The organism is Glutamicibacter sp. 2E12 (assembly GCF_050030965.1).
In the GTDB taxonomy this organism is placed as follows: domain Bacteria; phylum Actinomycetota; class Actinomycetes; order Actinomycetales; family Micrococcaceae; genus Glutamicibacter.
Genome location: NZ_CP188297.1, coordinates 3,229,476 through 3,251,893, shown reverse-complemented (window position 1 = coordinate 3,251,893; position 22,418 = coordinate 3,229,476). Strand labels below are relative to the sequence as shown.

General features: G+C 62.5%; 20 protein-coding genes. 9 read left to right on the top strand and 11 right to left on the bottom strand.

Annotation, left to right across the window (positions count from 1 at the left end; genetic code table 11):
* Window positions 1–477: 477 nt before the first annotated feature.
* From tkt to ACP3TE_RS15215, 9 genes are all read left to right on the top strand, one after another.
* Window positions 478–2,592: a transketolase gene (tkt, locus tag ACP3TE_RS15255; protein ID WP_402696068.1), complete on the top strand. Its 2,115-nt coding sequence runs from the start codon at window positions 478–480 to the stop codon at window positions 2,590–2,592.
* Between the two features lie 18 nt (window positions 2,593–2,610).
* A complete protein-coding gene (gene tal, locus ACP3TE_RS15250; RefSeq protein WP_105656655.1) occupies window positions 2,611–3,714 on the top strand; it encodes a transaldolase in 1,104 nt (367 codons plus the stop codon).
* Window positions 3,715–5,289 carry a glucose-6-phosphate isomerase gene (locus ACP3TE_RS15245; RefSeq protein ID WP_133834202.1) on the top strand — a complete coding sequence of 525 codons (1,575 nt, stop codon included), beginning with the start codon at window positions 3,715–3,717 and terminating at the stop codon, window positions 5,287–5,289. It abuts the gene before it with no gap.
* Window positions 5,290–5,295: 6 nt separating this feature from the next.
* Entirely contained in the window at window positions 5,296–6,816 is a 1,521-nt protein-coding gene (gene zwf / locus ACP3TE_RS15240; RefSeq protein ID WP_105656657.1) for a glucose-6-phosphate dehydrogenase, read from the top strand.
* Window positions 6,813–7,754 carry a glucose-6-phosphate dehydrogenase assembly protein OpcA gene (locus ACP3TE_RS15235; RefSeq protein ID WP_105656658.1) on the top strand — a complete coding sequence of 314 codons (942 nt, stop codon included), beginning with the start codon at window positions 6,813–6,815 and terminating at the stop codon, window positions 7,752–7,754. The genes zwf and ACP3TE_RS15235 overlap by 4 nt, the downstream gene beginning before the upstream one ends.
* On the top strand, window positions 7,744–8,484 hold the full coding sequence (pgl, locus tag ACP3TE_RS15230; RefSeq protein WP_105656659.1) for a 6-phosphogluconolactonase: 741 nt from the start codon (window positions 7,744–7,746) through the stop codon (window positions 8,482–8,484). The genes ACP3TE_RS15235 and pgl overlap by 11 nt, the downstream gene beginning before the upstream one ends.
* 91 nt (window positions 8,485–8,575) lie before the next feature.
* Window positions 8,576–9,559 carry an NAD(P)/FAD-dependent oxidoreductase gene (locus ACP3TE_RS15225; RefSeq protein ID WP_402696064.1) on the top strand — a complete coding sequence of 328 codons (984 nt, stop codon included), beginning with the start codon at window positions 8,576–8,578 and terminating at the stop codon, window positions 9,557–9,559.
* A gap of 229 nt (window positions 9,560–9,788) precedes the next feature.
* Window positions 9,789–11,150: a TrkH family potassium uptake protein gene (locus ACP3TE_RS15220; protein ID WP_105656661.1), complete on the top strand. Its 1,362-nt coding sequence runs from the start codon at window positions 9,789–9,791 to the stop codon at window positions 11,148–11,150.
* A complete protein-coding gene (locus ACP3TE_RS15215; RefSeq protein ID WP_426734105.1) occupies window positions 11,143–11,838 on the top strand; it encodes a potassium channel family protein in 696 nt (231 codons plus the stop codon). The genes ACP3TE_RS15220 and ACP3TE_RS15215 overlap by 8 nt, the downstream gene beginning before the upstream one ends.
* Before the next feature lie 66 nt (window positions 11,839–11,904).
* On the opposite strand, the gene secG is transcribed toward ACP3TE_RS15215, so the two are convergent.
* The 11 genes from secG to ACP3TE_RS15160 form a co-directional block, all read right to left on the bottom strand.
* A complete protein-coding gene (gene secG / locus ACP3TE_RS15210) occupies window positions 11,905–12,156 on the bottom strand; it encodes a preprotein translocase subunit SecG (RefSeq protein ID WP_105656662.1) in 252 nt (83 codons plus the stop codon).
* A 22-nt stretch (window positions 12,157–12,178) separates the two neighbouring features.
* Entirely contained in the window at window positions 12,179–12,994 is an 816-nt protein-coding gene (tpiA, locus tag ACP3TE_RS15205; RefSeq protein ID WP_105656663.1) for a triose-phosphate isomerase, read from the bottom strand.
* A gap of 2 nt (window positions 12,995–12,996) precedes the next feature.
* Window positions 12,997–14,226: a phosphoglycerate kinase gene (locus ACP3TE_RS15200; RefSeq protein WP_133834207.1), complete on the bottom strand. Its 1,230-nt coding sequence runs from the start codon at window positions 14,224–14,226 to the stop codon at window positions 12,997–12,999.
* 16 nt (window positions 14,227–14,242) lie between these two features.
* The gene (gene gap, locus ACP3TE_RS15195) at window positions 14,243–15,250 is read right to left on the bottom strand and encodes a type I glyceraldehyde-3-phosphate dehydrogenase (RefSeq protein ID WP_332498357.1); all 1,008 of its coding nucleotides are present in this window, start codon (window positions 15,248–15,250) and stop codon (window positions 14,243–14,245) included.
* 184 nt (window positions 15,251–15,434) lie between these two features.
* Window positions 15,435–16,064: a superoxide dismutase gene (locus ACP3TE_RS15190; protein ID WP_105656666.1), complete on the bottom strand. Its 630-nt coding sequence runs from the start codon at window positions 16,062–16,064 to the stop codon at window positions 15,435–15,437.
* Window positions 16,065–16,124: 60 nt separating this feature from the next.
* Window positions 16,125–17,105 carry a DNA-binding protein WhiA gene (gene whiA, locus ACP3TE_RS15185; RefSeq protein ID WP_105656667.1) on the bottom strand — a complete coding sequence of 327 codons (981 nt, stop codon included), beginning with the start codon at window positions 17,103–17,105 and terminating at the stop codon, window positions 16,125–16,127.
* Window positions 17,106–17,132: 27 nt separating this feature from the next.
* Window positions 17,133–18,158 (bottom strand): gluconeogenesis factor YvcK family protein, encoded by a 1,026-nt coding sequence (locus tag ACP3TE_RS15180; protein WP_105656668.1) that lies wholly within the window; start codon window positions 18,156–18,158, stop codon window positions 17,133–17,135.
* Window positions 18,159–18,163: 5 nt separating this feature from the next.
* A complete protein-coding gene (gene rapZ, locus ACP3TE_RS15175; RefSeq protein ID WP_105656669.1) occupies window positions 18,164–19,057 on the bottom strand; it encodes an RNase adapter RapZ in 894 nt (297 codons plus the stop codon).
* Window positions 19,058–19,066: 9 nt separating this feature from the next.
* Window positions 19,067–21,010: an excinuclease ABC subunit UvrC gene (gene uvrC, locus ACP3TE_RS15170; protein ID WP_426734101.1), complete on the bottom strand. Its 1,944-nt coding sequence runs from the start codon at window positions 21,008–21,010 to the stop codon at window positions 19,067–19,069.
* A gap of 3 nt (window positions 21,011–21,013) precedes the next feature.
* On the bottom strand, window positions 21,014–21,685 hold the full coding sequence (locus ACP3TE_RS15165; RefSeq protein WP_105656671.1) for a lysophospholipid acyltransferase family protein: 672 nt from the start codon (window positions 21,683–21,685) through the stop codon (window positions 21,014–21,016).
* A complete protein-coding gene (locus ACP3TE_RS15160; protein ID WP_332498358.1) occupies window positions 21,686–22,390 on the bottom strand; it encodes an HAD hydrolase-like protein in 705 nt (234 codons plus the stop codon).
* Between the last annotated feature and the right edge of the window lie 28 nt (window positions 22,391–22,418).

The following is a 22,418-nucleotide window of genomic DNA, read 5'->3' as shown; positions in this document are numbered from 1 at the left end:
GCGGCGGGAGAACTCATCCAGTTCCAAATGCCCAACAGCATTTCGGCAGATTGCGCGCGGTCCCCCGGACCCTGCTCCCAAATGAACAAAGATGGCAACTGATGGCCGCTAGTGGAACAAATCTTGTTCTTTGTAGCGTTGGCTGGTTGCCGTGCACCGGCTGGCAGAAGTGCCCGGCCACCCATATCCCCCGGCTGCCACCTGCGCACGAATGCGCAGAATGCCTGAGCAATTCGCTCACGCCGTGGCATGAATAGCCGTATCAAGTCCACCTTCTGCGCAAACCGAATAATTCTGTGTCATCTTGCTAAATCCAACGCCCCAATACGCCTTTTCGCGATAGAGTTGACTCAGATTGCGCCGTCGCGACCTGCATCCCTCTGAATAAAGCACAGCCGGAGGAAGCAGGAGGCGACGGCGTATTGCGTGTCAGCGGGAGATATCTCCCGTCCAAGCCTGAATGGAAGGAACGCCGCTGTGGCGACTGAATCCTTAGTAGAAGAATTCTCACTGACCGAGTTGGACCGTAAGGCCATCGACACCACCCGTGTCCTGGCAGCCGACGCCGTCGAAAAGGTTGGCAATGGCCACCCCGGTACCGCAATGAGCTTGGCTCCGGCCGCCTACTTGATTTTCCAGAAGCACCTGCGCCACGATCCGAAGGATCCGAACTGGATCGGCCGCGACCGTTTCGTGCTTTCCCCGGGCCACACCTCGCTGACCCTGTACCTGCAGCTGTTCCTCTCGGGCTACGGTCTGGAGATGGAAGACATCGAAGCGCTGCGCACCTGGGGCGCCAAGACCCCGGGCCACCCGGAGTTCGGCCACACCGCCGGCGTTGAGATCACCACCGGTCCGCTGGGCCAGGGCCTGGCTTCCGCCGTTGGTTTCGCCTACTCCCAGCGCCGCATGCGCGGCCTGCTGGATCCAGCTGCCGAGGCAGGGACCAGCCCGTTCGACCACACTGTCTACGTCATCGCTTCCGATGGCGACCTGCAGGAAGGCGTCACCTCCGAGGCCTCCTCGCTGGCCGGCCACCAGGAACTGGGCAACCTCGTTGTGATCTACGATGACAACAAGATCTCCATCGAGAACGACACCGACATCGCCTTCACCGAAGACGTGCTGGGCCGCTACGAGTCCTACGGCTGGCACACCCAGCGCGTGGACTGGACCGTCACCGGAGAATACGTCGAGGACATGGCCGCACTCGATGCTGCTGTGCGCGCCGCGAAGGCCGAGACCTCCCGCCCATCGATCATCAGCCTGCGCACCATCATCGGATGGCCATCGCCGACCAAGCAGAACACCGGCGGCATCCACGGCTCGAAGCTGGGTACCGAGGAAGTTTCCGGCCTGAAGACGATCCTGGGCTTCGACCCCGAGAAGAACTTCCAGATCGAGGACGATGTACTGGCTCACGCCCGCGAGGTCGTAACCCGCGGTGCGCAGCTGCACGCCTCGTGGAACGAGACCTTCGAGGCCTGGAAGTCAGCCAATCCGGAAGAAGCCGCCCTGCTTGAGCGCCTGCAGGCTGGCGAATTGCCAGAGGGCTGGACCGAGAAGATCCCGGCCTTCGAGCCAGGCTCCACCATGGCTACCCGCGCCGCGTCGGGCAAGGTCATCAACGCGATCGCCGATGAATTGCCAGAACTCTGGGGCGGCTCTGCCGACCTCGCCGGTTCGAACAACACCACCATCGAGACCGCGAAGTCCTTCGCTCCCGAGCGCCGCTCCACCGATTCCTGGTCCGCCAGCCCGTTCGGCCGCGTGCTGCACTTCGGCATCCGCGAGCACGCCGCCGCCTCGATCGTGAACGGCATCGTGCTCTCCAGCCCGACCCGTGCATTCTCCGGAACCTTCCTGATCTTCTCGGACTACCAGCGTCCGGCGATCCGCTTGGCCGCGCTGATGGGTGTCCCCTCGATCTTCGTGTGGACCCACGACTCCATCGGCCTGGGCGAAGACGGCCCGACCCACCAGCCAGTGGAGCAGCTCGCTTCGCTGCGCATCATCCCCAACTTCGACGTCGTCCGCCCAGCGGATGCCAACGAAGTCGCCTACGCATGGCGCGGCATCCTCGAGCTGACCGACACCCCGTCGGGCATCGTCCTCTCCCGTCAGAACCTGCCAATCTACGACCGCGCGGCCACCGGCTTCCGCGGCGCCGAAGGCACGCTGAAGGGCGGCTACATCCTCGCCGAGGCTGTGCGCGATGGCGCGGAGACCACTCCGGATGTCATCTTGCTGGCCACCGGCTCCGAGGTCGAGCTGGCTATCGAAGCCCGCGAAGCCCTGGCTGCCAAGAACGTCGCGGCCCGCGTCGTTTCGCTGCCGTCGCTGGAATGGTTCGCCAAGCAGGACGCGGCCTACCGCGAAGAGGTCCTGCCGGCAGCCATCACCGCCCGCGTTTCGGTTGAAGCCGGCGTGGCCCAGGGCTGGCGCGAGCTGGTCGGCGCGCACGGCGAAATCATTTCGCTGGATCACTTCGGCGCTTCCGCCGATTACAAGAAGCTGTACTCCGAGTTCGGCATCACCACCGAGGCTGTTGTAGCCGCTGCCGAAACCTCCATGCAGAACGCTGCCAAGTAAGGAACCGAAGTAAAGATTATGAGCAACCCGAATACCCAGGCCCTGTCCGATGCCGGCGTCTCCATCTGGCTGGACGACCTTTCGCGTGAACGGCTGACCAGCGGCTCGCTGGCCAAGCTGATCGAAGAGAAGAACGTGGTCGGCGTGACAACCAACCCGGCAATCTTCGCGGCATCGCTGTCCAAGGCAGAGGTGTACGGCGAGGCCATCGCCGAGCAGAAGCACCGCTCGGTGGAAGACGCGATCACCGAAATCACCAGCGACGACGTGGCAGCTGCCTGCGACCTGTTCAAGGGCGTCTACGAGTCCTCCCAGGGCTTCGACGGCCGCGTGTCCATCGAGGTCGATCCCCGCCTGGCTCACGAGACCGCACCAACCATCGCCCAGGCCAAGGCCCTGTACGAACGCGTGAACCGCGAGAATGTGCTGATCAAGATCCCGGCAACCGTCGAGGGCCTGGAAGCCATCACCGAAACCATTGCCGCCGGCATTTCGGTGAACGTCACCCTGATCTTCTCGCTGGAACGCTACCGCGAGGTCATCAACGCCTACCTGCTGGGCCTGGAGAAGGCCCACGCTGCCGGCGTGGACCTGTCCAAGATCCACTCGGTCGCTTCCTTCTTCGTTTCCCGCGTGGATTCGGAAATCGACAAGCGCCTGGACGCCATCGGCACCGATGCCGCGGCCGCCGTGCGCGGCCAGGCCGGCGTGGCCAATGCCCGCCTGGCTTACCAGGTCTTCGAAGAGTCCTTCGCTTCGGCACGCTACGAGGTGCTGGCAGCTGCCGGCGCCAACGTCCAGCGTCCGCTGTGGGCTTCGACCGGCGTGAAGGATCCTGCCTACCCATCGACCCTGTACGTGACCGAACTGGTCGCGCCGCAGACCGTGAACACCATGCCGGAGAAGACCCTGGACGCCACCGCGGCTGAAGCCGAGGTGCGCGGCAACGCGATCGCCGGCGGCTACGATGCGGCCAACCGCGTGCTGGACAAGCTCGCTGCACTGGGCATCGACTACAACGAGGTCGTGGACCTGCTCGAGGTCGAAGGCGTTCAGAAGTTCGACGTCGCATGGAACGAGCTGCTTGAGGACATGGCTGTGGCATTGAAGGGAGCCAAGTAGATGGAGCTTGGTCTGGTAACCTCCGGCGAGGCCCTGGCCTCCGTCGATGCGTTGCTCCCGAAGCTGATCGAAGCGAAGATCGGCAGCCGCATCGCCGCCCAGGACCCGACCATTTGGGGTCCTGAGGCAGAAGCTGAATCGGCCATCCGCCTCGGTTGGGTCAACCCCTTCGAGGCAGCTGGCAAACTGATCCCGCAGATCCTGGATCTGCGCGATGAGCTGCAAGAAGAGGGCCTGACCCGCATCGTGCTGTGCGGCATGGGCGGCTCCTCGCTGGCTCCTGAGGTCATCACCGCCCATGACGAGGTGGAACTGGTCATCTGCGACACCACCGATCCGTCGATGGTCAAGCAGATCGTGGAAACCGACCTGCAGCGCACCGTCGTGGTGGTTGCTTCCAAGTCGGGTTCCACCGTGGAAACCGATTCGCAGCGCCGTGCGTTCACCGCAGCTTTCCAGGCTGCCGGCATTGATCCGGCGACCCGCTTGGTGCTGGTCACCGATCCGGGCTCGCCCATGGATAATCCTGATGGCGTGCGCGCGGTATTCACTGCGGATCCGAATGTCGGCGGGCGCTACTCGGCGCTGACCGCTTTCGGCCTGGTCCCTTCGGGCCTGGCCGGCGCGGACATCGAAGCCCTGGTTGAAGAATCCGGGCTGATCAACGATGTGCTGGCTCTGGACGACGAGGACAACCTCGCGCTGCACCTGGGTGCCGCCATGGCTACCGCGGGCCGCGACAAGCTGCTGATTGCCTGTGTGGGCGATGCCCTGCCGGGCTTCGGCGATTGGGCCGAGCAGCTGATCGCCGAGTCCACCGGCAAGGAAGGCAAGGGCGTGCTGCCTGTTGCCGCGCATGTGGATGCACCGGAGCTGGCGAACCCGGCTCAGGACGTGCTGCCGCTGTTCGTCTACGACGCGCTGCCTGAGGATTTCGACGAGGACGCCACCGCCGTGCACTTCAGTGCACCGCTGGGCACCGCCTTCATGATCTTCGAGTACGCCACCGCCGTGGCCGGCTACCTGCTGGGCATCAGCCCCTTCGACCAGCCTGATGTCGAGGCCGCGAAGATCGCCGCCCGTTCCATGCTCGATGCTCCGGCGCAGAGCGCACCGGATGCAGTGGACGGACCAGTTGAGCTCTACGGCACCGGGGCCAAGACCTTGGAGGCGGCTGTGGAGCAGCTCGCCGCGCAGCTTCCGGCAGACGGCTACCTCGCCATCCAGGCATACCTGAACCGCAATGCGGACCAGGAGCTTGCCGCGCTGCGCGATCTGCTCGCCAAGAAGACCGGCCGTCCAGTCACCTTCGGCTGGGGTCCGCGCTTCTTGCACTCCACCGGCCAGTACCACAAGGGCGGCCCGGCACAGGGCGTGTTCTTGCAGGTCACCGCGGATCACAAGGAAGACCTTGGGATCCCGGAGCGTCCGTACACCTTCGGCGGCCTGATCACCGCCCAGGCGATCGGCGATGGCGCAGTACTGGCTGACGCCGAACATAACCGCCCAGTGCTGCGCGTGAACCTCACGGACCGCGCCGCCGGAATCGCTGCCCTGCTAGAGGCAGCGAAGTAAGGCACTATGAGCAACCCACTACGCGACGCCCGCGACCGGCGGCTTAACCGCATTGCCGGTCCGGGCGCGCTGGTGTTCTTCGGAATCACCGGCGACCTTGCCCGCAAGAAACTCATGCCAGCGGTCTACGACCTGGCTAACCGCGGACTGCTTCCCCCGAATTTTGCGATTGTCGGCTTCGGCCGCCGCGACTGGACGGCACAGGACTTCGCCGACCAGGCCCGCGAATGGATCCTCGCCAGCGCCCGCACCCCCTTCAACGAAACCGTGTTCGCCCAGCTGGCCGCCGGCATGCGCTTCATCTCCGGCGCCTTCGACGATGATGGCGCCTACGAGAAGCTGGCCGCGACCCTGGACGAACTGGCCGAATCCCGGTCCACCGGGCGCAACCACGCCTTCTACCTCTCGATCCCGCCGAGCTGGTTCGAGGTTGTCTGCCAGAAGCTCTCCGAGCACAAGCTGGCCAAGGACAAGAACCCGGGCTGGGAACGCGTGGTCATCGAGAAGCCCTTCGGCCACGACCTGCAAAGCGCCCGCGAACTGAACGAGATCGTGGAGTCCGTGTTCCCGCCGGACGCGGTGTTCCGCATCGACCACTATCTGGGCAAGGAAACCGTGCAGAACCTGCTGGCTCTGCGTTTCGGCAACCAGATGTTCGAGCCGCTGTGGAACAACAAGTACGTGGACCACGTGCAGATCACCATGGCCGAGGACATCGGCATTGGCGGCCGCGCCAGCTACTACGACGGTGTGGGCGCCGCCCGCGACGTCATCCAGAACCACCTGCTCCAGCTGCTGGCGCTGACCGCCATGGAGGAACCCATTTCCTTCGACGCGGACCACCTGCGCAGCGAAAAGGAGAAGGTGCTCACCGCCGTCCAGCTGCCCGAGGACCTGGGCGCGGCCAGTGCCCGCGGCCAGTACACCTCTGGCTGGCAGGGCGCCGAGGAGGTCGTCGGCTTCCTCGACGAGGAGGGCTTCAACCCGAAGTCCAAAACCGAGACCTACGCGGCGGTGCGCCTGAACATCAATACCCGCCGCTGGTCCGGGGTGCCGTTCTACCTGCGTGCCGGCAAGCGCCTGGGCCGCCGCGTCACCGAAATCGCGGTGGTCTTCAAGAAGGCGCCGAACCTGCTGTTCACCGACCACAAGGACGACGAATTCGGCCAGAACGCGTTCGTGATCCGCGTGCAGCCCGATGAAGGCGCGACCATCCGCTTCTCCTCCAAGGTGCCCGGCACCCAGATGGAGATCCGCGATGTGACCATGGACTTCGGCTACGGCAACGCCTTCACCGAATCCTCGCCCGAGGCCTACGAGCGGCTGATCCTCGATGTGCTGCTCGGTGAGCCGCCGCTGTTCCCGCGCCATGAGGAAGTCGAGCAGTCCTGGCGCATCCTGGATCCTTTTGAGGAGTTCTGGGCCTCGCAGCCCACCCAGCCCGATCCCTACGCTCCGGGCTCCTGGGGACCCGAAAGCAGCGATGAGCTGATGGCCAAGGATGGAAGGACCTGGAGACGACCATGATGATCGATCTTCCCAACACCACCACCTCCAAGGTGGCCAAGAAGCTGATCTCCTCGCGCCGCACCCACGGCGTGGTAGCGCTCTCCCGCGTGATGACCCTGGTGGTCATCACCCGCGAGGGGTTCGCCGAGAACGCGATCGAGGCGGCCAACCTGGCCAGCCGCGAGCACCCCTGCCGGATCATCGTGGTGGTCCGCGGCAACAAGTCCGAGGCCAACCGGCTGGACGTGCAAATCCGCGTGGGCGGGGACGCCGGCGCCTCCGAGGTGATCGTGATGCGCACCTACGGCCCGGATGTCGTGGCCGACGAGGCGCTGATCTCCGCACTGCTGCTGCCCGATGCGCCGATCGTAGCCTGGTGGCCGCATGGCGTGCCGCAGGATCCGGCCGGCACCGCGCTGGGCAAGCTGGCGCACCGCCGCATCACCGATTCGGCGGAAACCGAAGACCCCACCGCCGCGCTGTTCAGCCGCATCGAGACCTACCAGGCCGGCGACACCGACCTCGCCTGGACGCGGCTGACCCTGTGGCGTGCCCAGCTGGCGAGCATCATCGACCTGATCGGCACCGAGGGGCTCTCGGGCATCACCGTGAAGGGCTCGGATAATTCCCCGTCCACCACCTTGCTGGCCGCCTGGCTGACCCTGTGCCTGGACGTCCCGGTGACCATCGCCGCGGACAAGTCCAATGGCGGGCTCTCCAGCGTCCGGCTGGCACGCGAAGCCGGCGACGTGGAGCTTTCGCGCCCTTCCGGCGCGGTAGCCCACCTTTACCTGCCCGGATCGGCCCCGCAACGCATCTCCCTGCCACGGCGTTCGGTGGCCGAATGCCTGGCCGAAGAGATGCGCCGCCTGGACGCCGATGACGTCTTCGGCGAGGTCATCACCAAGGGCCTGAACCTGACCAACCTGAGGAGCATCAGATCCAGTGATCGCTAGGCAAATACTGATCCATGAGAACCCGGAAGCTACCGCCCACGCCATTGCGGCCCGGCTGATCACCGCGATCGCCGATGCACTGGCCGCCCGCGGAGTTGCCCACGTGGTGGTGACCGGCGGTTCGCTGGGCATCGCCGCCCTGGAAGCCGTCGCGGCCAACCCCGCCAAGGCCTCGGTCAACTGGTCGCAGGTGCACTTCTGGTGGGGCGACGAGCGCTTTGTCGCCACCGATTCAGCAGATCGCAACGTGCTGCAGGCCGCAGCCCTGTTCGACGCGCTGGATGAATTGGGCCTGGACCGCGCCACCGTGCACGCCATGGGCGCCAGCGACAAGTACGAGTCCGCCGAGCAGGCCGCCGCGGCCTACGCCGAGGAACTGGCCGGGGAAGCCGAAGACAGCGCCTTGAACCCCGCGTTCGATGTGCTGATGCTGGGCATGGGCCCGGACTCGCATGTCGCCTCGCTCTTCCCGAACCACACCCGGTCCGATGAGCCAGGAGTCATCGCGGTCCACGACTCCCCCAAGCCGCCTGCGCACCGCGTCACGCTCACCATGGGCACCATCAACACCGCCAAGGAGGTCTGGCTGATCGTGGCCGGTGCCGACAAGGCGCCGGCGCTGGCCAAGGCCCAGCACGAGGTCAACGAGACCGCTGTCCCGGCCTCCGCCGTGCACGGCACCCAAGCGACCCGCTGGATCATCGACCGCGCCGCGGCCACCTTGCTCTAGCCTGCACCGCATCGCCGGTGCCGCGATCCTGCACTCCAGGATCACGGCACCGGCCTTTGCTTTCCCCTCGCCACCTGCCCGAAAGGTTCCCATGCATTCCGCCCCGCTGCCCGATGCCGCGCAGCCATCCCGCAAGGTCACGGTGATCGGCGCCGGCGTCATCGGGCTCTCCACCGCCCATGAGCTGGCTGCCGCCGGCCACCAGGTCACCGTCATCGCCGACCAGCTGCCGCTGCAGACCGTCTCCGCGGTGGCCGCAGCCATCTGGTTCCCGTACCACTCGCAGAACTCCGCAGCCGCCGATCTGCTGCTCGCCCGTTCGCTGGCACGCTTCGAGGAGCTCTCCGGCATCAAGGAAACCGGCATCGACCTGCGCCGCGGCCTGAATCTGGAAGCGTCCCCGGAGGAAGACCGCTCTTGGGCACAGATCGTCGCCAACGCCGCCGAAGCCCCAGCAGAAGACATCCCGCGCATTGCCGCCGCCGGCATGCGTGCCACCGTCCCGGTGATCACTATGCCTCTCTACCTCTCCTGGCTGCATGAACAAGCCTTGGCCAAGGGCGTCAAGTTCATCCAGCGCACCATCGGATCCATCGACGAGTTGCAGGAAGAGGCCGACGCCGTCGTATTGGCCACGGGCCTGCGCGGCGGCGAACTCACCGGGGATGACGGCACTGTCTACCCCATCCGAGGCCAGGTGATTCGCCTGGCAAACACCGCAGGGTTGGTCCACTGGCTCTGCTATGACGAGCATCCCCAGGGCGTCACCTACATCATTCCGCGCCGCGATGACATCATTGTTGGCGGTACCGACGTGGCCAACGACTTCAACGCCGAGGTCGACCCGCAGACCGCCACCGACATGCTGCGCCGTGCCATCGGCCTGGTCCCCCAGCTGGCCGGCTGCGAGATCCTGGAGCACAAGGTGGGGCTGCGCCCGGCACGCGAGACGATCCGCTTGGAGCGCGTCGACGGGCACGCGGTGCCTGTCATTGCGGCCTACGGCCACGGCGGGGCTGGGGTCACCCTTTCCTGGGGTACCGCACAGCGGGTCGTGGAATTGCTCGAAACTTAGCAGTACCAGCGGCAAACCGGCAGCCACGCGTTTTCCGCGTGGCTGCCGGTCTGCTTTAACCGGCGGCGGGACTGTGGCAGAACGGACCAGGCGCTCCCGCAGGTCCGCTATCAACTACGGGCCAGGTGACGGGAATCACCATTGACACCGGCTTTTCCGAGCGTATTATTTCATTCGTACTACTCGTCCCACGGTTTCGCGAGACGTTATTTCGACCATTGCGATCTCCATGAATCTTCCCAATGCGCGGTCCGCCGCGCAGCACAGCGTGCTGGCCAAACCCGCACGCGCAGTAGCCTTCGCCTTTGCCGGCGCAATCCTCATTGGCGGATTGCTCCTGTCTTCACCGGCGGCCAACACGCAAGGCACCTTCACATCCTTGGTGGACGGGATCTTCACCGCGACGTCAGCGGTGTGCGTCACCGGCCTGACTGTCTTGGATACGGCAACCCACTACACCCTCTTCGGCAAGATCGTCATCCTGGTCCTGATTCAGGTCGGCGGCCTGGGTCTGATGCTCGTCGCATCATTGCTGAGCATGCTGGTCATGGGCCGAATCGGCTACCTCACCCGGCTCTCCACCCAGCGCGAAAGCTCCGCCGTTTCCGGCGCCGACGTGCGCACCTCGGCATTGATGATCATCAAGCTGTCACTGGCCATCGAATCCGCAGTGGCCTTCGTCTTGGCCCTCCGCTTCTGGCTGGCCTACGACTACGAACCCGCCAGGGCGATCTGGCATGGCCTGTTCCATGCGGTCTCTTCCTTCAATAACGCGGGATTCGCCCTCTACTCGAATAACCTGATGGATTTCGTCGCGGACCCGTGGCTATGCATCCCCATCAGCATCGCCATCATCCTCGGCGGCTTGGGCTTCCCGGTTCTGGTCCAGCTCAGGCATCACTGGCGGAATTCGCTGAAGTGGACGATGAACACTCGCCTGGTCCTGCTCATGACCGCATTGCTGCTGCTTGGCGGCACCATCTTCATCACCGCCATGGAATGGTCCAATCCGAAGACGCTGGGCGAGCTTGAACCTGCCCAGCGGATCCTGGCTGGATTCTTCCAATCGGTGCAGACACGTACCGCTGGCTTCAATTCCATCGATATCGGCGCGATGCATCCAGCCTCCTGGCTGGGCATGGATGTGCTGATGTTCATCGGCGGAGGGCCTGCCGGCACCGCCGGCGGCATTAAGATCACCACGGCTGCGATCCTGCTGTTCATCATCATGACCGAACTTCGCGGCGAGACCGCCGTCAATGTCCTAGGCAAGCGCCTGTCCCGCTCGGTGCACCGGCAGGCCATCACGGTGGCGCTGATGGGCGTAGCGGCGGTATTCGTCGGCACCATGGGCCTGCTGCTGCTGACCGGCTATTCCCTGGACCGCTGCCTCTTTGAAGCCACCTCCGCATTCGGCACCGTCGGGCTGTCCACCGGCATTACCCCGGATTTGCCGGACCCTGCCAAGGGCATCCTCATTGCATTGATGTACCTGGGCCGCGTCGGGGTCCTCTCGCTGGGCTCCGCGCTGGCCCTGCGCGATCGAAAAGCGCTCTACGAACTCCCCAAGGAAAGGCCTTCAATTGGCTAAGCTACTGAATTTTCGAAATGACGCCAAGGGCCTGTCTAAGGCGGACTCCGTTGCAGTGATCGGGCTCGGGCGATTTGGCGAATCCCTGGCCCTGGAACTGATGAAGTCCGGTACCCATGTCCTGGGCATTGACGTGCACGAGAACATCGTCCAGTCCCTGAATGGGGAATTGACTCAGGTGGTTCGCGCCGACGCCTCAAGCCGGGAAATCCTTGAACAGCTCTCGATCCACGAGTTCGACCGCGTGGTGGTTGCCGTAGGCAGCCACCTGCAGTCATCCATCCTGTGCTGCTCGCTCTTGGTCAGCATGGGGATCCCGCAGATCTGGGCCAAGGCGCAGGACGATCGGCACGGTCTGATCCTGGAGCAGCTCGGAATCCACCACATCGTCTACCCGGAGAAGGACATGGGCAAGCGAGTCGCCCACCTGGTGCGCGGATCCATGATGGACTACCTGGAAGTCGATCCAGGCTATGCCATGGTGAAAATGAGCGCACCAGCCACATTGCACGGTGTGAAACTCAGTGATGCCGGGGTACGCAATAAATACCGGGTGACCATCGCTGCCACGACCAATGCGGCCGGCGAATGGAAGAACACGGACGGAAACACCGTCCTGCAGACCGGAGACAAGATCCTCGTGCTGGGATCGATTGCCGATACCGAGAAGTTCGGGCAAATGGCCTGAGACGCGCAATAGGCGCCTTCCACATGATGTGGAAGGCGCCTATTGACTGCTACGGAAGGGTACTGCCTAGGCTTCGATGCTGAATCGCAGGACCAGAGCGAGGCCGATAATCACGGCACCCCAGATCAGACCAAGAATAATGGTGATGCGGTTCAGGTTGCGCTCGGCTACACCCGAAGATCCCATTGAGCTGGTCATGCCGCCGCCGAACATGTCGGACATACCGCCACCACGGCCCTTGTGCAAAAGGATCAGCAGGGTCAGCAGGACGCTTGTAATGCCCAGCAATACCTGCAAAATGATCTTGATAATATCCAAGTCGACGGTTCCTTAGTTAGATTCAGTCGGTGACGAGATGATGCTCGAACCTGACAATATTAGCAAATTCCTCGGCATCCAGGCTGGCACCGCCAACCAACACGCCATCAACATCGCGTTCGCGCATGATCGATGCGGCATTTGCTGCCTTAACACTACCGCCATAGAGCAGTTGAGTCTTCTCGGCAATCTCTGCACCGAAGCGTTCAGCCAGCGCACCGCGAATTGCGGCGCACATTTCCTGCGCGTCAGCTGGTCCGGCAACTTCGCCCGTACCGATGGCCCAGACTGGTTCGTAGGCGATGACCAGGCTTGCGGCCTGCTCAGCGGTTACGCCTTCCAGCGACTGAGCCAACTGGTCCAGGGTGAATGCCACATGCTCGCCGGCCTTGCGTACTTCCAGGCCTTCGCCGACGCAGAGCATCGGGGTCAGGTCGTGGCGGTAGGCAGCAGCCAGCTTGGCGGCAATCACCTGGTTGGTTTCATTGTGGTACTCGCGACGCTCGGAGTGGCCTACCAAAACGTAGGTGCAGCCGAGCTTCTTGAGGAACTGGCCCGAAATTTCACCAGTGTACGCACCTGAGTCCTGTGCGGACAGATCCTGGGCACCGTAAACGATATCCAGTTTGTCGCCCAGGGTCAGTGTCTGCACGCCGCGGATGTCGGTGAAGGGAGGGAACACTGCGACCTCGGCACGATCGTAATCGTGCTCATGGTCCTTCAGGGTCCACGCCAGCTTCTGCACCAGGGTGATGCCCTGGACGTGGTCCATGTTCATCTTCCAGTTGCCGGCAATCAGCGGCTGGCGCACAAAGGCGCCGTTCTGCGAAATGGTCATTATTAGCCTTCCAATGCGGCAACACCCGGCAGGGTCTTGCCTTCGAGGTACTCCAGCGAAGCGCCGCCACCGGTGGAGATATGGCCGAAGTCATCCTCCGAGAAGCCCAGTGCGCGCACGGCTGCAGCGGAATCGCCGCCGCCTACGACGCTGAACGCTTCCGAGTCCGCCAGAGCCTGCGCGACGGTACGGGTACCTTCGGCGAAAGCAGGGATCTCGAAGACGCCCATCGGGCCATTCCAGAACACGGTATTTGCGCTGGTGATGTAGCTTGCGAACAGTTCAGCGGACTTTGGTCCGATGTCCAGGCCAAGGCCGTTGGAGCCGAAGCTGGCTTCTTCGATCATGTCTGCGGCCAGCACCTCGTGCTCTGCGTCGGCACCGAACTTGCTTGCCACTACGACGTCGCTAGGCACGATGATGTCGCAGCCGAGCTTCTCGGCCCGCTGCAGGTATTCCTGGCAGGTCGCGATCTGGTCTTCTTCAAGCAGCGAGCTGCCAATGGCGAAGCCCTGCGCCTTGAGGAAAGTGAAGGCCATGCCGCCACCGATCAGCAGCTGATCGGCCTTGCCCAGTAGGTTGTCGATGACAGCGAGCTTGTCCGATACCTTGGACCCTCCGAGCACCACAACGTATGGGCGCTTCGGGGCCTCGGTCAGGGTCTTGAGGACCTTGACCTCGGTAGCAACCAGGTCGCCCTGGTAGCTAGGGAGCAGACTGGCGATGTCGTAGACCGAAGCGTGCTTCCGGTGCACAGCACCGAAAGCGTCGTTCACGTAAGCGCCGTTCTGACCGGTCAGCGCAGCCAATTCCTTGGCGAACTCTTCGCGCTGCGCATCATCCTTGGAGGTTTCGCGAGCATCGAAGCGGACGTTCTCCAGAACCAGCACGGAGCCCTCTTCGAGGTTTGCCGCCAACTGGCGAGCGGAGTCGCCCACCACGTCTTCGGCAACAGCTACGTCGAAGTCAGCCAGTTCGTCCAGGCGGTTAGCCGCAGGAGCGATGGAGTACTTGGCATCGACCTGGCCCTTGGGGCGTCCCAAGTGGGCCATTACGATGACCTTTGCGCCAGCTTCAGCCAGCTTGCCGATGACTGGCAGCGACGCGCGGACGCGGCCATCATCGGTCACAGTTGCACCGTCGAGCGGTACGTTCAGGTCACTGCGGACCAGAACGTACCGTCCGCGGACGCCGTTGTCAGCGATCAATTCGTCAATGGTGTGAGAAGACATGTCTCTAGGTTATCGACTAGAGGCTGGATCCCACGAATTCAACGAGGTCAACAAGTCGCGAGGAGTAGCCCCACTCGTTGTCGTACCACGCGACGACCTTCACGCTGTTGCCCATCACGGTGGTCAGACCGGAGTCGAAAACTGCCGAGTGGGGGTTGGTCACGATGTCCGAAGAAACCAGTGGATCGGTGGAGTACTCAAGGTATCCGCTCAATGCACCCTCGGCAGCTGCCTTCTCGAATGCTGCGTTGATTTCTTCCACAGTTGCGGTGCGGGCCAGGTTCACGGTCAGGTCGGTGGCCGAACCGGTTGGAACTGGTACGCGCATAGCGTAACCGTGCAGCTTGCCCTTCAGCTCTGGGAGCACCACGCCGATGGCCTTTGCGGCACCGGTCGAGGTCGGGATGACGTTCAGCGCCGCGGCGCGGGCACGGCGTGGGTCGCTGTGCGGTGCATCCTGCAGGCGCTGGTCTGCGGTGTAAGCGTGGATGGTGGTCATCAGGCCATCAACAATGCCGAACTCTTCGTTCAGCACCTTGGCTACTGGAGCCAGGCAGTTGGTGGTGCATGACGCGTTCGAAATGATGGCGTGGTTTGCAGGATCGTACTTGTCCTGGTTGACGCCCATCACGATGGTGATGTCTTCATTCTTGGCAGGAGCCGAGATGATGACCTTCTTTGCGCCAGCAGCTACGTGCTTCTTGGCGTCTTCTGCGTTGGTGAAGAATCCGGTCGATTCAATGACGACATCGACGTTCAATTCGCCCCATGGAAGGTTGGCTGGCTCGCGCTCAGACAGAACCTTGATACGGCGTTCTCCGACGACGATGGTATCGCCGTCCACGGATACCAGCTCGCCCACTGGGCCGAGCACGGAATCGAACTTCACCAGGTGAGCAAGCGAATCGATTGAACCAAGGTCATTGACGGCGACGATTTCAATGTCTGCCTTATGGGCCAGAACTGCACGCAGGAAGTTGCGTCCGATACGACCGAAACCATTGATTCCAACACGGGTTGTCACGTGACTATCTCCTCTAAATGGGATGATGATGCCACGACCGCACGCGAGCGGAGGTGGCCTTCTTTAAGAGGACACTCCGTTGTGCCGTGCTTGCGGATCCCAACGAATTGCCGGGATCCGCAACACACTTGAAACATACTACGCTACATTAGCGCAGAATGTGAGCTAACTTACCAGATAAGTCTTACTTACCTGGAAGGATCAGCGCTGCTGCGCCGTTGCGGGCAGCTTCGAAACGAGCCTGGACATCTGCCCAGTTCACGATGTTCCAGAATGCCTTGACGTAGTCAGCCTTGACGTTGACGTAGTCCAGGTAGAAGGCGTGCTCCCACATGTCCAGCATCAGCAGCGGGGTGGTTGCCACTGGGATGTTGCCCTGCTGGTCGTACAGCTGCTCGATGACCAGCTGGCCGCCCAGTGCGTCGTAAGCCAGCACTGCCCAGCCCGAGCCCTGCAGGCTCATGGCCGAAGCGGTGAAGTGGCCACGGAAAGCGTCGAACGAACCGAAGAAGTCGTCGATGGCCGCTGCCAGCTCGCCCTCAGGCTTGTCGCCACCCTCTGGGGACAGGTTGTTCCAGAAGATCGAGTGGTTGGTGTGGCCACCCAGGTGGAACGCCAGGTCCTTGGACAGCTTAGGGATATTGCCGAATTCGCCCTTTTCGCGAGCTTCAGCCAACTGCTCCAGTGCCGAGTTTGCGCCAGCAACGTAAGTTGCATGGTGCTTGGAGTGGTGCAGTTCCATGATGCGAGCCGAGATGTTCGGCTCCAGTGCGGCGTAGTCGTACTGCAGTTCTGGCAGTGAATAAACAGCCATGATTCTCCTCAATCTTCTCAATTGGTTGAATCTCCGCGGGAGGGCTCCCGCGGGGACATTTTAATGTTCCAGTTCATCTCCTGGAACGCTGGACTCCGTACCTGGTATTCCCAGATCGCTCGCCTTTTTATCCGCCATAGCCAAAAGGCGGCGGATTCGGCCAGCGATGGCGTCCTTGGTCATTGGCGGTTCGGCCATGCGGCCGAGCTCATCCAAGGAGGCTTGCTTGTGCTCAAGGCGCAGCAGTCCCGCATAGCGCAAGTGCTCGGGAACCTCGTCGCCCAAGATGCCCAGTGCACGCTCAACGCGGGCACCGGCAGCTACCGCTGCCTGGGCACTGCGCCGCAGGTTGGCGTCGTCGAAGTTCGCCAAGCGGTTCGCCGTCGCGCGCACTTCCTTGCGCATGCGCCGTTCTTCCCAGACCATGAGCGCATCGTGAGCGCCCATGCGGGTCAGCAGTTGGGCGATGGCATCGCCATCACGGATCACAACGCGGTCCACACCGCGCACTTCACGCGCCTTGACCGTCAGTCCCAGGCGGCGAGCTGCACCGACCAGCGCCAAAGCGGCTTCTGGCCCAGGGCAGGTGATTTCCAAAGCGGAGCTGCGTCCGGGTTCGGTCAACGATCCGTGGGACAGGAATGCGCCGCGCCATACAGCTTCAGCGTCGGCGGTGGAACCGTTGACGATCACCGAGGGCAGGCCGCGTACCGGCCGGCCGCGCTGGTCAAGCAGGCCAGTTTGGCGTGCAAGCACTTCGCCGTCCTTGGAAACACGCACAATGTAGCGGCTCCCCTTGCGGATGCCCGATCCGGAAACCATGACGATTTCGGCATCGTGGCCGTACAGCTCGCCGATAGCAATCTTCAACCGCCGGGCCGTCGCCGCGAGGTCCACTTCTGCTTCGATGACAATTCGTCCGGAGACGATGTGCAGCCCGCCGCTGAAGCGGAGCATGGTCGAAACCTCGGCCTTGCGGACCGATGGCTTGCGAATCTCTACCCGCGACAGCTCGTCTTTGACGGAAGCCGTCAATGCCATGAATCAAACTCCCTTACTTGGATCTTCCTAAGACCCGATCGCGGTAAACACCTCGTGATAGGCCGCCGCTAGTCGCAACGGGTCGTGCACAGCACGACCGTCAGATACTCCTACTGTACTAAAAAAGACACGCGCACCGAGTTTTTGCGCTGCCAGCTCAAATCGATCCCTGTTAAGAATCTTTGATTCGTCGGCAATAATTGCATCGAATTTGACCTCGGGTGCGTAACGTCCCAGCACCTCCAAGTGCGCCGCGGCGTCCATCCCGGAAGTCTCTGCCGTATCAAAGGCCAGGTTCATGGTCAGCAGCTTCTTGGCCGTGGTCGATGCCAGGGCCTGGCGCATATCCGGCAGCAGCAGATGCGGGAGCACCGAGGTGTACCAGGAACCGGGACCGAGAATCACCCAGTCCGCCAGATCGATGGATTCCAGCGCTTCGGAGCAGGCCGGCGCATCGGACGGTTCCAGGTACACGTGGGTAACCAGGCCGCCGGAACCGGCGCGAGCCAGCTTGGCCTGCCCATCGATTCGGCGACGCACCAAGGTGTCGTTCACCGGGTCGGATTCAAGAACCTCGCCATGGATGGACAGCGGAACCGTGCTCATTGGCAGGACCTGCCCGCGCGCGCCAAGCAGGGCACCTGCCCAACGCAGGCCAGCTACCGGGTTATCGAGCAACTCCCACAGCGCCAGGATCAGCAAATTGCCAACGGCATGGCCGTTCAATGGCTCGTCGGCGTTTTCGGTCGATTCAAAGCGGTACTGCATGACATCGCGCCAGGTACGGCCCCAGTCATTGTCGTCGCACAGCGCAGCCAGCGCCATGCGCAAGTCTCCCGGGGGCAGCACATCGAAGGATCCCCGAAGCCGCCCGGAACTGCCGCCGTCATCGGCCACCGTTACTACGGCGGTGAGGTCGGTAGTCAGACGGCGCAGGGCAGAGAGCGACGAGGACAGCCCGTGTCCCCCGCCCAAGGCCACCACCGATGGGTTGCGGTAATCATCACTTCGAGTCAGTCCCTGGATCGGGATCGGACCTGTAGCAAAGGCCATGGCGGCTACTCACGCCCCAGATCACGGTGGCTGATATTCACCCTGACGTTCGGGAACTGCGCCAGGCGCCGGCCCAGCTCAATGGTGGTTGCTACCGAGCGGTGCTTGCCGCCGGTGCAGCCCACGGCAATAGTCGCGTAGTGCTTATTCTCGCGGCGGTAACCTTCAAAGACCGGTTCCAATGCCTTGAGGTAGTTCTCGATGAACTCGCTCGTGCCTTCCTGGCTCAGCACATAGTCCGACACTTCTTTGTCCTTGCCTGTCTGCGGGCGCAGTTCAGGTACCCAATGGGGGTTGGGGATGAAACGGACATCTGCCACGTAGTTGGCATCAGCGGGCAGGCCGTACTTGAACCCGAAGCTCATCACGTTGATGCGCAGGATGATCGGCCCGGATTCGCTGAACAGTTCGTTGACTGCACGTGCCAGGTCGTGCACCGACATGGTCGTGGAATCCAAGATGATTTCGGCAGCTTCACGCAATTGATCGGTGATCCCGCGTTCGCGCTTGATGCCGTCGACAATGCGGCCGTCATCCTGCAGCGGATGCGGCCGGCGACCCTGCTCAAAGCGGCGGATCAGCACCTCGTCGCTGGCGTCGAGGTAGACCAGGCGGAACTTCACCCCGCTGGCTGTCAGGTTCGCCAAGGCATCGCGGATTTCCGGGAACATTTCCTTGGAGCGCACGTCCATCACGACAGCCATCTTCGGGATGGAGCCCTGCGAACGGCTCATCATCTCCGTCAAGGGTCCAAGCATGGCCGGTGGAAGGTTCTCCACTACGTACCAGCCCTGGTCTTCCAGAGCATGCGCGACTGTGGTGCGACCGGCACCTGACATGCCGGTTACGATCACGAGTTCGGACTCAGGGGGTTTTACTGCTTCATACTCAGCGGTCATATCACAAGGCTAGTCGACAATTTCGCCTGTAGTCATATTCACACCGGTTAATGAAGCGTCTTCTAGGGACTCTTTGATGGAAGCCGCAAGTTTTTCACCGACTCCTGGCACGTCCATCAGCTCCTCGATGCTCGCCGCACGGATCTTCTTCATCGACCCGAAGTGCTTGCGCAGGGCAGCCTGCTTGGACTTGCCCAGCCCCGGGATCGCGTCCAAATCCGAGGCGATCATGGATTTAGCACGCTTGGCGCGGTGGAAGTTGATCGCAAAACGGTGCGCCTCGTCGCGAAGCCGCTGCACCAAATACAGGGCAGCTGAGGCACGCGGCAGGATCACCGGGAACGGATCGTCGGGCAGCCACAGTTCTTCCAAGCGCTTAGCCAGGCCGACCACTGGAATGTCATCGATTCCCAGGTCGTCCATGGCCTTCTGCGCCGCGGCCACCTGGGGCGGTCCGCCGTCAACGATCACCAGAGATGGCGGGTAGGAGAATCGCTTCTTTTCCTGCTCACCGGTTTCTTCATTCATTTCCCCGGTTGCAAAGCTCTTGGGGTCGATCTTCTCCTTCAGATAGCGGCTGAAGCGACGGTAGATCACGTCGTACATGCTGGCGGTATCATCGCGTGCTGCATCACCGGTGATGGAGAACTTTCGATATTCGCTCTTCTTGGGCAATCCATCTTCAAAGACCACCATGGAAGCAACCACGTTGGTGCCTTGGGTATGCGACGCGTCATAGCATTCGATGCGAAGCAGTGCTTGTTCGGCTCCCAGTGCATCCTGCAGTTCCTGCATCGCCAGCGAACGCGTGGTGATATCACCTGCTCGCTTCGATTTGTGCAGGCGCAGCGCTTGTTCGGCGTTCTCCACGACGGTGGATGCCAGTGCCGCCTTGTCGCCGCGTTGGGCGACGCGCAAGGAGACTTTGGAACCGCGCAGCTCAGTGAGCCAGGTCGTGACATCCTCAATGTCTTCGGGCAGAGTCGGAACCAGGATTTCCTTGGGAATCCGGTCCGCGTGATCTGCGTAGACCTGGGTGAGAAGCTGCTCGACGAATTCAGCGCCGGTGGTATCCGCAACCTTTTCGACGACCCAGCCTCGTTGCGAACGGATACGGCCGTCGCGGACATGGAATACCTGCACGGCGGCTTCCAATTCATCGCCATGAATGCCGAAGATATCAGCTTCGGTACGGTCATCAAGGACCACGGCGTTGCGTTCAAAAACTCTGTTCAGTGCCGCAATGTCATCGCGGTAGCGGGCGGCCTTCTCGTATTCGAGTTCTGCCACCGCCTCTTGCATCTTGGCTGTCAGGGCCTTGGTGAACTTAGTAGCCTCACCGCTCATGAAGGTGCATAGGTCATCAGCCAGTTGACGGTGGTTTTCTTCGCTGATGCGCCCCACGCAAGGCGCCGAGCATTTGTCTATGTACCCCAAGAGGCAAGGGCGACCCGATGCTTCGGCACGCTTGAACACGCCCGGCGCACAGCTGCGCACAGGAAAGACCCGCAACAGCGTATCGAGGGTTTCCCGGATGGCCTTGGCCGGATAGAACGGCCCGAAATACTTCACGCCCTTGCGCTTGTCCCCGCGCATGACCAGGGCGCGCGGGTACTTTTCGTTCAAGGTGACAGCAAGGTACGGGTAGGTCTTGTCATCACGGAAAACAATATTGAACCGGGGATTGTATTCCTTGATCCAGGAGTACTCCAGCTGCAGCGCTTCCAATTCGGAACCCACCACGGTCCACTCCACGCTGCCGGCGGTGAATACCATGGCCCGGGTTTTGGGCGTGAGCCGGTCAGGATTGGCGAAGTAGGAGGTCAAGCGGTTGCGCAGGACCTTGGCCTTGCCAACGTAGATGACACGGCCGTGTTCATCGCGGAAACGGTACACGCCCGGTTTCGTGGGAATGTCCGAAGTTCTCGGACGGTAACTTGCCGGATCAGCCATGGTCTATTTCGCGTCCGGTGGCAGCTGGTTGTAGGAATCGACGCGTTCCTGGCCGGAAAGCTCGGCAATCGCATCAACGATCCGGTCCGTGGCCTGGCGGCGCTGCGGCAACGGGTGCTTGCGTCCGAGCTGGTCGAAGTACAGCGGCTCGCCATAGTGGATATGGAATTTGGCAGGACGGAAACCCTTTGAACCAGCAGGCTGCAGCTTCTCCGTGCCGATCAAGCCCACCGGTACCACTGGTACACCGGTGGTCAGCGCCAGCCAGCCCACGCCGGTGCGTCCGCGGTACAACTTGCCATCGCGCGAGCGAGTGCCCTCGGGGTAGATGCCGATGCCCTTGCCGCCTTCGACGATTTCCACCAGGGAATCGAGGGCGGCAACCGAAGCTGCCTGTTCGCCACGCTGCACCGGAATGGATCCCACGGATTCGAAGAAGGTCTTCATCACCTTGCCCTTCAGTCCCGGGGTGGTGAAGTATTCCGCCTTGGCGAAGAACGCCACGTCGCGCGGGGTCAGCGCCTGAATGATCAAGGAGTCGAAGAATGACAGGTGGTTGGAGGCGACAATGAAGCCGCCTTCCTTGGGAACGTTCTCAAGCCCGGTCACTTCCGCACGGCAGACACCGTGGATGACGCCCCGAATCGACGAACGGGTCATGGTGTAGATGCTCATCTACTTTGCACCTTCCTGCATGAGGTCATCGTCGAGGTTCAGCGTGTTTGCCAGCTGTGCTCCGAGCAGGAGCTCAGCAAGGTCCCGGGTTGTCGCCACAGTGGCGCCTGCCTGCTGCAGTTCATCGTCCTGGGCAAAGCCCCACGCGACGCCGACCGAAGCCACCGAATTCTCGCGGGCGGCATCCCAATCGTAGTACCGGTCCCCCACAACGACGCTGCTCGCCGGGTCCAGCTGCCCGTGCTCCAAAGCCTCAGCGACAATGTGCGTCTTGCTCGAACCCATGCTCCCGTGCTCATCCGCGTTGCCGTGAATCGCATCGAGATGCTCATCCAGCCCCTTGCGTGCAATGAGCTGGCGCGCAATGTTGATGGGCTTGGCCGTGGTCACTGCGACGTAGATCCCGGCCGCGCGCAACGCGTCCAGGAGCGCCACAATGCCCGGGTAGATCACGGATTCGGCCATGCCCACCTCGGCATAGCGGGCGCGGTAGGCCGCGATGATGGAGTCGATGTTCTCGTCGGTGACGCCGTCAAGCGTACGCAGCCCGATTTGGAGGGGCGGGCCTACCAGCGCTTCAACTCGTGCTTCGCCCGGATCGGCCAAACCATGGGAGGTGACCGCGTGGCGGATACCCGAAGTTATGGCACCGGCAGGGTCCACGAGGGTCCCATCCAGATCGAAGAGCACACTTGTTACCGACATATTCACCTAGCCATCTTCCCATGAAGCG